Below are 13167 nucleotides of genomic sequence, written 5' to 3'. Positions count from 1 at the left end.
TTAGGTGCTTTAACAGTAGTGAAGGTATCGTCTTCTTCGTGCATGTACTCAGCGTCAGCTCTCTCAAAGGCGGCGTCGGCAAGACGACCGTGACGCTCGGACTCACGTCGGCGGCCTTCGCCAAGGGTCTTCGTACCCTCGTGGTCGATCTCGATCCGCAGTCCGACGTCTCCACGGGTCTCGACATCAACGTCGCGGGTCACCTGAACGTCGCGGACGTCCTGGCGTCCCCGAAGGAGAAGACGGTCCGCGCGGCCATCGCTCCCTCCGGCTGGACGAAGGGCCGTACCGGCAAGATCGACGTCATGATCGGCAGCCCGTCGGCGATCAACTTCGACGGGCCGCACCCGTCGATCCGCGACATCTGGAAGCTCGAAGAGGCCCTCGCCAACGTCGAGGCCGATTACGATCTCGTCCTCATCGACTGCGCCCCGTCGCTCAACGCGCTGACGCGCACCGCGTGGGCGGCCTCCGACCGCGTGACCGTCGTCACCGAGCCCGGGCTGTTCTCCGTGGCCGCGGCCGATCGCGCCCTTCGCGCCATCGAGGAGATCCGGCGCGGCCTCTCCCCGCGGCTGCAGCCGCTCGGCATCATCGTGAACCGCGCCCGCGTGCAGTCGCTCGAGCATCAGTTCCGCATCAAAGAGCTCCGTGACATGTTCGGCCCGCTGGTGCTGTCGCCCCAGCTGCCCGAGCGCACCTCGCTCCAGCAGGCGCAGGGTGCAGCCAAGCCGCTGCACGTGTGGCCCGGCGAGTCCGCCCAGGAGATGGCGCGCAACTTCGACCAGCTCCTCGAGCGCATCATGCGGACCGCGAAGATCGGCGACTACGCGGAGCCTGCCGTCCGCTAGCGGAAGGTCCTCTCACCCCAGCGCCGTCGAGCGCTGCCGTAACGCGTTTTGCGGACAATTCCACTTGCCGCGGCAGGCGGCATTGTCCGCAAAACGCGTTGCGGCGTAGTTGCCCCGCGGACGGTGCAGGCAGAAGGTGTCAGCCGACGCGGCGACGGGCTGCGAGTTCGTCGGAGGGGTCTGCCGCGGGGGTCGAGTCGAGCTCGACCAGGCTGTGCTCGACCTCGCGAAGCACCTTGCCGACGGCGATGCCGAAGACGCCCTGGCCGCGCGACACGAGGTCGATGACCTCGTCGTTGGACGTGCAGAGATAGACGGAGGCGCCGTCGCTCATGAGCGTGGTCTGAGCCAGGTCGTTGACGCCCGACTCGCGAAGTTGGTTGACCGCGGTGCGGATCTGCTGCAGGGAGATGCCGGTGTCGAGGAGACGCTTGACCAGTTTGAGGACCAGGATGTCGCGGAAGCCGTAGAGGCGCTGGGTGCCGGAGCCGGAGGCGCCGCGGACGGTGGGCTCGACCAGGCCGGTGCGGGCCCAGTAGTCGAGCTGGCGGTAGCTGATGCCGGCGGCCCGCGCGGCGGCGGTGCCGCGGTAGCCGTGGTCGTCTTCGAGTTCGACCATGCCGTCGGTGAAGAGGACCTCTTCGCCGTAGGCGGGAACGGCGGCACGGGATTCGTTCTCGAGGGCTCCCTCGGGGGATCCTGCTTCACTCATGACGTGCCTTCCAAGCTGTCTGCCAATCCCCGCCGTGATTCCGCTGAACCTTAAGGTTCAACACCGGGTTGATGGTTGTTCCGAGGTCAACGGTACCGACAACCCCGGCCGTACCGAGCGACATTCGACTCGTCATTTCGGCGTGTCGAGCAATTGCGCCGACAGGAGACGAACGTCTTCGGTGACTGACGGCAGTCTACGTGTCGAGGCGGCCGAGCGCCGAGCGAATGAGACTCGAACGGACGATTTCGAGCTGGTCGGAGATCTCGCGCGCCAGTTCGGCGACGCGGGCACGGCCGGCCGCGTCGCGGCGACGGGAAACCGGTGCGACCGCGCTCTCGATGAGGCCAAGTTCGCGCTCGGCGGCTGCCCGGAAGGCGCGCAGGTGGCGCGGCTCGATGCCCGACTTCTTCAGTTCGACCAGGGCCGAGACGACCTTGACGTGGTCGTCGCCGTAGAACTCGGCCGCCGGCACGAGCGACGTGCCGATGGCGTCGTCGAGCAGCGCGGGCGTGGCACCGGCCTCGGCGATGAGCTCGTCGCGACCCAGGCGGCGAGCACCGGTCAGCATCGACGACGGAGCGGCACCGCTCGGCAGCGTCGAGGGACGGCCGGCGTCGAGGTCGTCGAGGTGCTGACGAATGACCTTCAGCGGCAGGTAGTGGTCGCGCTGCAGCGCCAGGATGAAACGGAGTCTCTCGACGTCTTCGGCGGAGAACTTGCGATACCCGGACTCGGTGCGGACGGGCGTGACCAACTGACGCTCTTCGAGGAACCGCAGCTTGGAGTTCGACAGATCGGGGAACTCGGGCTTCAGTCGCGCGAGCACCTGACCGATGGTCAACAGATCAGAGGAACCCGGGGCGTGGGACGCCCGGGCCAGTGCGCGGGGCACTACTTGATCGCCAGGTTCGCGAGATCGACTCGTGACGCGTAGAAGGTGAGACGGAACTTGCCCACCTGGACCTCGGCGCCATCGCTGAGAAGGGCTTCGTCGATGCGGACACCGTCGAAGTAGGTGCCGTTGAGCGACCCGAGGTCTTTGACGCTGAACGACGTGCCGTGCCGATGGAACTCGGCGTGCCGGCGGCTCACCGTGACGTCGTCGAGGAAGATGCCCGCATCGGGGTGCCGGCCCGCGACGGTGACATCGGCGTCGAGCAGGAAGCGAGCGCCGATGTTGGGACCGCGGCGCACGACGAGCAGCGCGGAACCCGACGGAAGCGCGCCGACCGCCTCGCGCTCGTCGGCGGAGACGCCACCCTCGAGCGCCGCGAGTTGAGCCTGGAACTCCTCGTTGAAGCTGAGGGTCGTCTCGACCTCGTGGCGGGCGTCGTCGTGACCGTTCGCATGCGCCCCGTGCGACGGTGTGGCTGGCTCTGCCATCGTGACCTCCTGTGGCGTCCAAGCGTAGCGGAATCGTTACCCGCCTTAGGAACCGATTTGTCGAAGGCGGTGTTCCAAGGTGGTTATTTCACTCTTCACCACAGGCGCTCAGAGTCGTCATAGGGATTTCCATGACTTGCCGCCTTTGATGGGTTCTACGTCACCACCAGCCCCAGAAAGGCAATCATGAACGACAGCAGCAACACCACTCCCGGTGCCCCCGAGCCCCAGGACACTGGCGACGAGCGCACGACACCGTCGTCCACTGCGGCTCACGAAGCTGCGCAGAACGCCGCCACCGAAGAGTTCGCGGCCCAGGACGCCCAGCCGACCGTTCCGCAGCCCACCGCCGAGCCTTCCGGTGTCGTGCAGGCCGAGCAGGACGGTGCCGAGCAGCCCACCCGCGAGTACCCCGCGGCCGCCGACCAGGGCAGCGAACAGCCCACGGCCCACACGCTCCCCCACCGCACCGGCCCGACGCCGGCGCACTACGTCTCCGGCACGCCCGCCGACGGAACCTCAGCCGGATCCGCGAACCGGAGCGAGCAGGATCCTGCCGCTCAGATGGGGCAGGACGGCTATGCGACCCAGTACGGCGCCCAGCAGTACCTGCAGAACGGCGCCCAGCAGGCGTACGACCCGTACGGCCGCCCCATCGTTCCCGGTCAGCCGGCCGGCCAGACGCCGTACCCCGGCCAGACTCCCTACGGCGTCGGCCCCGCGGCCGCGGGCCAGCCGCCCTACGCGGGCCAGCAGCCGTACGGCGGTCAGCAGCCCTACGCGAATCAGCAGCCCTACGGCGGCCAGGCTCCCTACGGGTACGGCCAGGTGCCGCCCGCCTTCGCGCAGCCGAAACGCCGTCCGAAGCGCTGGATGACCATCACCGGCGCCGTCGCGGCCGGAGTCATCATCGCCGGAGCAGCCGGTGGCGGCGCCTTCGCCCTCGGTCACGCGACCGGTGAGCAGGCCGCGTCCGCCGCCGGTCAGAGCCAGACGCTCCAGATCCCCAACGGGTCGGGCGGATCAGGATCGTCCGGTGGCACCTACGGCTACGGCCAGGGCGGTACGGGCACCTTCGGCGGCACGCAGGGCGGATCGGGGTCGAGCTCCGGCACCGGGACGGTGCCGAGCGACGCCACCGCCGCGACGGCGACCGAGAAGCAGGGCCTCGTGACGATCGTCTCGACGCTCGACTACGACGAGTCCTCCAAATCGGCTGGCACGGGCATGATCATGACCTCGAACGGCGAGATCCTGACGAACAACCACGTCGTCCAGGGCGCCACGAGCATCCAGGTCACCGTCGTCTCGACCGGCAAGACCTACACCGCCGACGTGGTCGGCACCGACTCCACCCACGACGTCGCGGTCCTGAAGCTGCAGGGCGCGTCCGGCCTCACCCCGGTCTCGTTCGGCAAGACCGCGAAGGTCGCGACCGGCGATTCGATCCACTCCACCGGCAACGCCGAGGGAACCGGCAGCCTGGTCACGGCCAAGGGCACCGTCACGGCGACCAAACAGTCGATCACCGTGCAGAGCGAGTCCGGCTCGGGCACGGAGTCGCTGACCAACCTGATCGAGATCAGCGCGGACGTCGTCTCCGGCGACTCCGGCGGGCCCTCCGCAACGCCGACGGAAAAGTCGTCGGCATCGTCACGGCTGCGTCGTCCGGCACCACGGACGTCACCGGCTACGCCATCCCGATCGCCAGCGCGCTGAGCATCGCCGACAAGATCCTCGCCGGCGAGTCCTCCAGCACGATCACGATCGGTCTGCCCGCCTTCCTCGGCGCGCAGATCTCCTCGACGGGCACCGGGACCGGCACGACCACCTCGGGAGTCACCATCGCGGGCACCGTGTCCGGCAGCGCCGCTGCCAAGGCCGGTCTCGTCGCGGGCGACACCATCACGGCTGTCGGCGGAACCGCCGTCGCCGACTCCACCGCCCTCACCGACGCGATCCAGTCGCACAAGGTCGGCGACTCCGTGACGGTCACCTACACCGACGCCGAAGGGGCCAGCCACACCGTCACCGTGACGCTCGGCTCCGGTCCCGCCGCGTAGCGGTCAGCGCCTCGCAGCCACGACGCCCCCTCGCCCCGCAGCGAGGGGGCGTCGCCGCGCCCGGGGCTTCGAACGCGGACGGTTCAGGGCAGGAGCGAGCGCAGGATCGAGGGACCGACGACGGTCGCCCCGAGCGCCGTCACGCGGGCGGTCAACTCGCGATCGGCCGTCACCACGACGACGTGCGGCGCCGCGGGCCCGGGCGCGGCCAGCGACGCCACCTCGGCGACGATGGCGGAGTCGCCGTCGGCCGGGGCGCGGACGAGCCGGAGCCGGGAGCCGCGGGCGGGATCCTGCACGGCCTTCGCCTGCCCTTCGACTACCAGGGTGACGTCCGGCCACCAGGTGGCGACGCGGCCGTCGTGGTCGCCGACGGCGTCGGCCGGGACGCCGGAGAGCGCCAGTGCGTCGAGTTCGGCGCTCAGACGCGCCGTGGCGCCGGCCCGGTCGCGCCACCAGCCGTCGGGCCTCGAGCCGACGACGTTCGCCGAGTCGACGACGAGGTGGAGCGGGCGCTGAGCGAGCGGACCGAGGCGAGACCAGGACGCCGCGAAGCCGGGGTGCAGCGGGAGAGCGTCGACCTCGGCCAGCGGGACCCAGGCGAGCGCCTCGCTCTCGCGGTCGGCGATGACCGGCTCGAAGGGCGTTTCGGCTCGCGCGACGATCGTGGTGTACGACCAGATGTCGAGATCGACGACGGACGAGAACAGCAGGCGAAGTGCCGACGGGGGCACTGCGGCTTCTTCGGCGCTCTCCCGGAGGGCTCCGTCGACAGCCGACTCGTCGAACTGGCGGGCGCCGCCGGGGATGCCCCAGGTGTCTCCGAAGTGGCTCCAGACGGCGCGGTGCTGCAGCAGCACGCCGCGGCTCGGATCGATGACCAGCAGGCCCGCCGCGCCGGCCCTGCCCCAGAACTTCCGGCCGTCGGGCGCGATCACCCAGCCGTCGGCTGGTCCGTGAATGGTCACGCTGTCGAGCTTGCCACGTCTTGCCCGGAGCGAGCGACAGATGTCGCCCGGGGTCTCGGCTCGACCGGCCGGGAGGCTCCCGCAGCGATCAGAACAGAGGCCTGATCCAGAGCGAGTAGGCGATGCCGGCGGCGCCGAACAGCGCGAAGCCGATCCCCCAGAGTGCCCGGCGGCGCCCGAACGGCTCTTTCCCGCGACCGACCAGGACCCGGGCGCGCTGCAACCCGAGGAAGCAGAAGACCAGGGCCACGACGGAGGGGACGAAGAACGCATCGAGGAAGAGAGCAGCGAGTCCGATGACGAATCCCGCGATGGCGAATCGGTTGACGAGCTCGGGGTCGCGCGGCTTCGGCAGCGCGGACAGCCCGGGGTCGCTCTCGAGTTTGGCGCCCGCCGCTCGCGCCATCGTGACGCGGAGCTTCTCGGCGCGAAGGGACATCGAGGTGACGGGCCGAGCGGGTCGCTCGGGTTCGTCGTCGCTCACGGTGACCTCCTGCACATCGGAACCCGTCAAGGATACCGGTGCCGGGTGCACCCTCAGGCGGAGAGCACCGACAGGATGTTGCCGGACGGGTCGAGGAACCACGCGATGTCGGGCCCCATCCCGACCGACTTGCCGCGCATGATTCCGCGTTCGTCGGCATAGCCGCCGTAGTTCTCGAGGGTCACCCCCGCCTCGGCCAGCTCCGCGACGGCCGCGTCGATGTCTTTCACCTCGATGTTCAGGACGGTGAACGTCGCCGGGACGTGGTCGTCCTTCGGATAGAGGATCGTCGTGGCGCCGCCGGGCAGCGTGAGATCGAGGATGCCCATGTCGTTCTTCGACACGGTGAAGCCCAGCACCCCGTGGTAAAAAGCCTCGGCCTCGTCGATGTCTTTCACGCTGAAGCCGTTGAATGCGTGCGCCGTTGTGAGCATGCGGACAGCATGGCACGGTGGGCCGCCGAGCGGAACCGGGTCGCGTCAGACGAACCGGACGCTCTGCTGGAGGCGGGCGCGGATCTCGAAGACGTCGACCTGCGGCGTCTGGTCGCCGGTGAGGCCGCCGCGGAGGACGTGGGGCAGGATCGAGCGCCGGACGGCGAACGCGGCGTTGCGCCGCCCGCGGCTCACCGGCTCGATCGCGTCGTCGAGGTGTTCGTCTGGTACCACCATCAGTTGGGCCGCGAACGGCACGCGCGTCGACTTCTGGAACGCTCGAGCGCTGCGCGCGAGGGTCTTGGCTGGTTGCTCACCCGACCGGAGCCCCGCGCCTTCGACCTCGCCCTTGACCAGGCGGATGGGCGAGCCCCAGTCTTCGGAGTTGATCGCGTAGAGGCCGGTCGGCGCGAGGACCACGTGGTCGAGCTCGGGCTCGCGCCCGGCGGCGACGTTGCTCCAGATCGTGTACGCGATGCCGAGCTCGAGCACAGCCTTGGCCGTCGACTCTTCGGCGATCGCCTTGGCGAGGATCCTGCGGATCTCAGGGGAGCCGAACGCACGAGCGCGGGATCGTACGGGTCGTCGATCTCGTCGCCGAGCCCGACCCACTCGCGGATCAGTTCGAGGTAGCGAAGGCGCTCCTGGCCGCCGGGGTGGCCGAAGGCGCGGGCCCGTGGTTTGGACTCGGGACGCCTGCGAGGCGGCGTCGGAGCCCAGACGGTCGTCGGTTCGTCGGTGGAGAAGCGGGCGCTGCCGCTCGGGCCGGATGCGCGAGAGCTCACGCTGTCGTAGCGCGCGCGGTCTTCGGGAGTACCGATGCGCTCCCAGGCGAGCTGCACCTGGCGAAAACGCTCCGGTGTTCCGCCGAGGTCGGGGTGGGTCTCGCGGGCGAGCCTGCGATAGGCCTTCCGGAGCTCCTCCTGCGTCGCGGCAGCACTGACCCCCAGCACCTCGTAGGGGGTGGCGGCGGCAGGGCTCTCGGTCATGTGTGGAGTGAGAATACCGGCACCGGGCTGGGAATCCCGGCTGCCCGAGCCGTGAAGATCCGGGACGGATCCGATGAAGAGGGGCGCAGGATGGCGGGCGGTAGGGTCGCCTGTGTGGCAGACGACGACCTCACTCCCCGGCCAAACGCAATGTGAAGGCTCTGACGGCGTTCCTCGCCGATCTCCAGCCCGAAGACGCCGTCGTGGCGACGTTCGCGACGGAGCGCTACGGCGTCTTCGCCGTGCGCGGTCTGGCGACGTACTCGCAGTCGATGGCGGCCTTCGCCCTCGGCAGCCACCCGCTCGACTCGAACAAGAAGCCGCAGAAGTTCTTGCAGCTGCTGCGCACCTACCACTCGGCCGAGCGCACGTCCGCCGAGGAGGCCCTCGCCGCAGCGCCGGCCACCTACGCGTCGGTGTCGCACGGAGACCTCGTGCGGGTCACGTTCGCCGAGCCCGCCTACGGTCTGTTCGACATCGCCGGCGTGGCCGTGCACTCGAGCGTCGACGACAGCATCCTCGTCGGCTCGTGGATCGCGTCGACCGGCGGCGCCGTCGCCGACCGCGTGCGCGCCATCGAGGTGCTCGAGCCCGAGGGGTCGCACGAGCTCGGTGTGCCCCGCGAGATCACGTCGTGGGGAAACGAGGCGTCGGCCGACGTCTGATCCTGCCGCTTCTGTCGATTTCGCAACGGCACGTTCGACGGAGGAGTACCGGTGGACGTCACCGGAGTCCGATCGGAGACACCATGACCCAGTACGCGATCCTGATCTACGGCGGCCGAGAGACTCCGTCGCCCGAAGACCTCGCCGAACACGATCGGCACTCCGCCGACCTGATCCGCGCAGGATCGATGGTCGCGGCGTTCGCGCTCACGCCTCGGGAACACATCCGTACGGTCCGCGGCGGCATGGTCAGCGACGGGCCGTACACCGAGACGCGGGAGGTCATCGCGGGTCTCGGGATCATCGAGGCGCCCGATCTGGAAGCGGCGCTCGCGATCGCGAAGCAGAACCCCGCCACGTGGCAGGGCGGCGCCGTCGAGGTGCGCGAGGTGGAGGGCGGCTGGATTCGCGGATTCGTCGACGCGTCGACGGGAGAGGCACCGGGAGTCCCGACCTCGACCGAAGGCTGAGGTCAGCGGCCGGGAGCTGCCCGCTGCGCGCGGGCGGCGGCGCGACGGTGGCGGCGCTCCTGGAACCAGGCGATCGCACCGCGGACCTTCCGCTGGACCCACATGTTGAGCCGATGGGCCGCCGGAAACTCCGTGCCGAGGATCGCGAGGCCGAGGAAGACGATCAGCCAGCCCGGCCCGGGAAGCGGGATCAGGATCAGCCCCGCGATGACGACGGCGATGCCGAACACGCCGATCGCGATCTTGTAGGCGAGACGGAGCCGCGGATACCCGTTGAGTCGCGCGCGGAAGAGGCGCGCCCGCCGTGCGATCCGCGTGTTGCGGAGACGGTGGTGGTGCGCGGGATGGTCCTCCTCGTGCAGCGACATGCGCCGATGGTACGCAGGGCAGACGGGAATGCCCTGGCAAATGACAGCGGCTTCCTGAAAGCGTTAGCGCTCACCTGCCAGAGGGTCTAGACAGGAACCCATGGAATATACGCATTTGGGACGCACAGGGCTGTCCGTTTCTCGAGCCATCCTCGGTACCATGAACTTCGGGCCGGAGACCAGCGAAGAGGACTCGCACGCCATCATGGACAAAGCCCACGAGGTGGGCGTCAACTTCTTCGACACGGCCAACGGCTACGGCGGCTCGGTCGGCAAGGGAGCGACCGAGAGCATCATCGGCCGCTGGTTCGCCACGGGAAACGGACGGCGCGAGAAGACCGTGCTCGCCACCAAGCTCTACGGCGATATGGGCGACTGGCCCAACCAGGGCAAACTCTCGGCCCTCAACATCCGCCAGGCGATCGACGCGAGCCTGACCCGGCTCCAGACCGATCACATCGACCTCATCCAGTTCCACCACGTCGACCGGGCGACCCCCTGGGACGAGATCTGGCAGGCGATCGAGGTCGCGGTCGCCCAGGGCAAGATCACCTACGTCGGCTCGAGCAACTTCGGCGGCTGGCACATCGCCCAGGCGCAGGAGGCAGCGAAGGCACGCCACTTCACCGGGCTCGTCTCCGAGCAGTCGATCTACAACCTGGTCAAGCGCGAGGTCGAGCTCGAAGTGATCCCGGCCGCGATCCACTACGGCCTCGGCGTCATCCCGTGGTCGCCCCTGAACGGCGGCATCCTCGGCGGGATCGTCGGCAAGGAACAGGAGGGCAAGCGCCGCCTGACCGGACGCTCGAAGGAGTTCGTCGACGCGCACCGCGACCAGCTCGAGTCGTACGAGAACCTCGCCAAAGAACTCGGCCACGCCCCGGGAGAACTCGCGCTGGCCTGGCTCCTGCACCAGCCAGGCGTGACCGGCCCCATCACCGGTCCGCGAACCATGGAACAGTGGGACTCGGCGGTGGCGTCGGTCGATATCACGCTCGACCAGAGTGCGCTCGACCGGCTCGACGCGCTGTTCCCCGGCCACAAGCCGGCTCCGGAGGATTACGCGTGGTGACCACGAGCATCCTGCTCGCCCACCGCCCCCGACGAAAGACGGATCAATGAAGACACGTACCATCGGCGACGTCACCGTCAGCGCGATCGGCCTGGGCGGAATGCCTCTGTCGATCGAGGGTCGCCCCGACGAGAAGCGCGCCATCGCGACGATCCACGCCGCGCTCGAGGCGGGCATCACCCTCATCGACACGGCCGACGCCTACAGCCTCGGCGGAAAGCCCGACGACGAGGGGCACAACGAGCTCCTCATCGCCAAGGCGCTGCATGACTGGCACGGCAACACCGACGAGATCCTGGTCGCGACCAAGGGCGGCCACACGCGGATCCACGACGCCCCGGGCGGCAGGGGCCCCTGGGGTCAGGACGGCAGCCCCGCGCACCTCAAGGAGGCCGCCAAGGCCTCCGCGAAACGCCTCGGCGTCGACTCGATCGGGCTCTACCAGTTTTATCGACCCGATCCCAAGGTGCCGTATGCCGACTCGATCGGGGCGCTCGTCGAGCTGCTCGACGAGGGCGTGATCCGGATGGCGGGCATCTCCAACGCCGACGTCGACCAGATCAGGCAGGCCAACGAGCTCCTGGACGACCGCCTCGTGTCGGTCCAGAACCAGTTCTCACCGGCGTTCCTGTCGTCGACCGCGGAGCTCGAACTGTGCGACGAGATGAGCATCGCGTTCTTGCCGTGGAGTCCGCTCGGGGGCATCTCGAATGCGGGAGATCTCGGGACCAACCACACGGTGTTCGCCGAGATCGCCAATGCGAGGCGGCTGTCCCCCAGGTGGTGTGTCTCGCCTGGGAGCTCGCGAAGTCGTCGACCGTGGTGCCGATCCCGGGGTCGTCCCGACCGCAGTCGATCATGGACTCGGCGACGGCGGCCTCGATCAAGCTGAGCGACGACGAGTTCGCCCGGCTCGAAGCAGCGACCGTTCCGGCCTAGGCAACCTCCGCCTCAAGACGTCTCACGGACGAATCGACCGGCCGCGGCCAGGTGATTTGTCCGTGAGACGTTTTGCGGCAGGGGCAGAGCTGGGCAGGGGCAGAGCTGGGCAGGATCACGCACCGGGCAGCGGGTACCGCCACGACGACCGCTCGGCGGCGCCGGGCGTCGAGGCCCAGGTCACCGTGATCGTCGAGTCGACCGTGGTCGGGCGCACGGCCGCGCGGAAACTGACGGCGCTGCCGGCGGGGACCCGCGCCCCCGGGTCCAGGCCGTGTGGACCGTCGAGGAAGCTGCGCCGCCGACCCAGACGTCGAAGGCCGCAGCCGTGCCCACGTTGGCGAGCCGGTAGTCGTCGCCGCCGCCGTGCGTGAGCCGCCAGACGGCCGCGACCGGTGCCGCCGGTGCCGCCTTCGCCTCGAACCGTCCGCCCGGGGACGTCGCCGCGGGCCGCTCGGCGGCGAGTTTCTCGAGCGCGACGGCGATGCGCGCCAGGTCGTCGATGGTGAGGGCCGCGGACGCCGCGGCGCGCTGGGCGGCGGCCTGCGCGGCCCTGTTCGACTCCGCCGCCTCGGCCGCCGACTCGATCGCCTGCTGCTTCTGGAGCTTCTGGCCCTGCCAGGAGAACACGAACGACACCGCCAGGCCGACCAGGGCGATGAGCGTGGCGACCACCTGGATGATGTTGGCGAGAGTGTCGGCGTCCATGAGGCTGATCCTGCCATCCACCGCCGACCTCGGGCGGGCGATCGGCGGGCGATCGGCAGGTCGTTCGCCGGCGGCAGGGCGTCAAGTACGGTGGTCGCATGGACATCGTGGAGACCCTGACCGCCCGCTTCGACGTCACGGCGGCGACACCGATCGAGCTGCCCGGCGTGGTCGGCGGATGGGCGTCCGGTCTCGCGATGCACAAGACCTTCACGAAGGGCCTCGTCGGCCGGAGCGACCTCGTCTTCCTCAGCTCCGGCGAGGAGGAGACCGGGCGCGGGTACGTCGCCGTCGAGCGCATCGAGGGCACCCTCGACGACGGGCGGTCCGGGGCGTTCACCGTGCACCACGGCGCCATGCAGACGCCGAGCGACTCGGGGCAGTTCGGCAACATCGTGCCCGGAACCGGCACGGGCGACTTCGCCCACTTCACCGGGAGCGCCGCCATCCAGCACGACGACGACGGTCCCTTCTTCGTCCTGAGCCTCCTCACCCGGTGAGCGAGCCGAGCAGGGTGCTTCCCACGCGTGGCGGCGACCACCTCCTGCGGCGGGCCACGGCGGACGACCTCGACGCGATCCTGCAGCTCCTCGCCGACGATCCGATCAGCGCCTCGCGCGGCGACCGGGCCAGGGCGGAGGACCGTCCGGCGTACGAGCGCGCGTTCGAGGCGATCGACCGCGATTTGGCCCAGCAGCTGCTCGTCGCGGTCGACGAGGAGGGCGTCGTCGTCGGGACCATGCAGCTCACGCTCATTCCGGGGCTGGCCCGACAGGGCGCCACGCGTCTGCAGATCGAGGCCGTCCGAGTCCGCGCGGACCGCCGCAGCCACGGCATCGGCGCGGCCATGATGCGCTGGGCCGTCGCTTCGGCCAGAGAACAGGGCGCGGCCCTCGTCCAGCTCACCTCCGACAGCGCGCGAGTCGACGCCCACCGCTTCTACGAGCGGCTCGGCTTCACCGGCTCGCACGTCGGCTTCAAGCTGCGCCTCTGAGCGAACGGGGCGCCGACGGCCCCTCGGGTGCACGAAATCCGCCCGACGCCCGAGAAGGCGGGGC

At 69.7% G+C, this 13167-nt stretch carries 17 protein-coding genes and 2 pseudogenes; 9 read left to right on the top strand and 10 right to left on the bottom strand.

Features of this window, described 5'->3' with window-relative positions:
- Positions 1–38 precede the first annotated feature (38 nt).
- A complete protein-coding gene (locus tag QUE79_RS12780) occupies positions 39–851 on the top strand; it encodes a ParA family protein (protein WP_286343445.1) in 813 nt (270 codons plus the stop codon).
- Positions 852–990: 139 nt separating this feature from the next.
- Here the strand turns inward: QUE79_RS12780 and QUE79_RS12775 are convergent, their stop codons facing one another.
- From QUE79_RS12775 to QUE79_RS12765, 3 genes are all read right to left on the bottom strand, one after another.
- Entirely contained in the window at positions 991–1470 is a 480-nt protein-coding gene (locus tag QUE79_RS12775; RefSeq protein ID WP_286346715.1) for a MerR family transcriptional regulator, read from the bottom strand.
- Positions 1471–1759: 289 nt separating this feature from the next.
- The gene (ftsR, locus tag QUE79_RS12770) at positions 1760–2458 is read right to left on the bottom strand and encodes a transcriptional regulator FtsR (protein WP_286343444.1); all 699 of its coding nucleotides are present in this window, start codon (positions 2456–2458) and stop codon (positions 1760–1762) included.
- Positions 2458–2949, bottom strand: a complete 492-nt coding sequence (locus QUE79_RS12765) for an FHA domain-containing protein (RefSeq protein WP_286343443.1) — start codon at positions 2947–2949, stop codon at positions 2458–2460. Before QUE79_RS12765 ends, ftsR begins: the two co-directional genes overlap by 1 nt.
- A gap of 186 nt (positions 2950–3135) precedes the next feature.
- On the opposite strand from QUE79_RS12765, the gene QUE79_RS12760 reads away from it, so the two are divergent.
- Both QUE79_RS12760 and QUE79_RS12755 read left to right on the top strand, forming a co-directional pair.
- Positions 3136–4668: a trypsin-like peptidase domain-containing protein gene (locus tag QUE79_RS12760; RefSeq protein ID WP_286343442.1), complete on the top strand. Its 1533-nt coding sequence runs from the start codon at positions 3136–3138 to the stop codon at positions 4666–4668.
- On the top strand, positions 4599–5012 hold the full coding sequence (locus QUE79_RS12755; protein WP_350271703.1) for a PDZ domain-containing protein: 414 nt from the start codon (positions 4599–4601) through the stop codon (positions 5010–5012). Before QUE79_RS12760 ends, QUE79_RS12755 begins: the two co-directional genes overlap by 70 nt.
- Before the next feature lie 83 nt (positions 5013–5095).
- On the opposite strand, the gene QUE79_RS12750 is transcribed toward QUE79_RS12755, so the two are convergent.
- From QUE79_RS12750 to QUE79_RS12730, 5 genes and pseudogenes are all read right to left on the bottom strand, one after another.
- Positions 5096–5980 carry an NUDIX domain-containing protein gene (locus tag QUE79_RS12750; protein ID WP_286343441.1) on the bottom strand — a complete coding sequence of 295 codons (885 nt, stop codon included), beginning with the start codon at positions 5978–5980 and terminating at the stop codon, positions 5096–5098.
- 88 nt (positions 5981–6068) lie between these two features.
- Positions 6069–6464 carry a hypothetical protein gene (locus QUE79_RS12745; RefSeq protein ID WP_286343440.1) on the bottom strand — a complete coding sequence of 132 codons (396 nt, stop codon included), beginning with the start codon at positions 6462–6464 and terminating at the stop codon, positions 6069–6071.
- Between the two features lie 53 nt (positions 6465–6517).
- Positions 6518–6898, bottom strand: a complete 381-nt coding sequence (locus tag QUE79_RS12740; RefSeq protein WP_286343439.1) for a VOC family protein — start codon at positions 6896–6898, stop codon at positions 6518–6520.
- Positions 6899–6943: 45 nt separating this feature from the next.
- A complete protein-coding gene (locus tag QUE79_RS12735) occupies positions 6944–7510 on the bottom strand; it encodes a nuclease-related domain-containing protein (RefSeq protein WP_286343438.1) in 567 nt (188 codons plus the stop codon).
- A gap of 236 nt (positions 7511–7746) precedes the next feature.
- A pseudogene (locus QUE79_RS12730) lies at positions 7747–7887 on the bottom strand (DnaJ domain-containing protein); the annotation flags it as partial.
- A gap of 152 nt (positions 7888–8039) precedes the next feature.
- On the opposite strand from QUE79_RS12730, the gene QUE79_RS12725 reads away from it, so the two are divergent.
- Entirely contained in the window at positions 8040–8552 is a 513-nt protein-coding gene (locus QUE79_RS12725; RefSeq protein WP_286343437.1) for a hypothetical protein, read from the top strand.
- An 83-nt stretch (positions 8553–8635) separates the two neighbouring features.
- Positions 8636–9022, top strand: coding sequence for a YciI family protein (locus QUE79_RS12720; RefSeq protein WP_286343436.1), 387 nt, complete (start codon positions 8636–8638; stop codon positions 9020–9022).
- Between the two features lie 2 nt (positions 9023–9024).
- Here QUE79_RS12720 and QUE79_RS12715 read toward each other — a convergent pair whose 3' ends face one another.
- Entirely contained in the window at positions 9025–9390 is a 366-nt protein-coding gene (locus QUE79_RS12715; RefSeq protein ID WP_286343435.1) for a TIGR02611 family protein, read from the bottom strand.
- A gap of 100 nt (positions 9391–9490) precedes the next feature.
- Between QUE79_RS12715 and QUE79_RS12710 the strand changes: the two genes are divergently transcribed.
- Complete coding sequence (locus QUE79_RS12710) at positions 9491–10462, top strand: aldo/keto reductase (protein WP_286343434.1); 972 nt, start codon at positions 9491–9493, stop codon at positions 10460–10462.
- A gap of 46 nt (positions 10463–10508) precedes the next feature.
- Positions 10509–11401: pseudogene (locus QUE79_RS12705) on the top strand (aldo/keto reductase).
- 180 nt (positions 11402–11581) lie between these two features.
- On the opposite strand, the gene QUE79_RS12700 reads toward QUE79_RS12705, so the two are convergent.
- Entirely contained in the window at positions 11582–12109 is a 528-nt protein-coding gene (locus tag QUE79_RS12700) for a hypothetical protein (protein ID WP_286343433.1), read from the bottom strand.
- A gap of 98 nt (positions 12110–12207) precedes the next feature.
- Here QUE79_RS12700 and QUE79_RS12695 point away from each other — a divergent pair, with 98 nt between their 5' ends.
- Both QUE79_RS12695 and QUE79_RS12690 read left to right on the top strand, forming a co-directional pair.
- Positions 12208–12609, top strand: a complete 402-nt coding sequence (locus QUE79_RS12695; RefSeq protein WP_286343432.1) for a DUF3224 domain-containing protein — start codon at positions 12208–12210, stop codon at positions 12607–12609.
- The gene (locus tag QUE79_RS12690; protein ID WP_286343431.1) at positions 12606–13103 is read left to right on the top strand and encodes a GNAT family N-acetyltransferase; all 498 of its coding nucleotides are present in this window, start codon (positions 12606–12608) and stop codon (positions 13101–13103) included. Before QUE79_RS12695 ends, QUE79_RS12690 begins: the two co-directional genes overlap by 4 nt.
- The last annotated feature ends 64 nt before the right edge of the window (positions 13104–13167 follow it).

Origin of the sequence: Frondihabitans sucicola, from assembly GCF_030296615.1 — a bacterium.
GTDB classification, from domain to species: Bacteria; Actinomycetota; Actinomycetes; order Actinomycetales; family Microbacteriaceae; genus Frondihabitans; species Frondihabitans sucicola.
The sequence above is the reverse complement of the archived record's forward strand: the minus strand, read 5'-3'. Positions and strand labels throughout refer to the sequence as shown.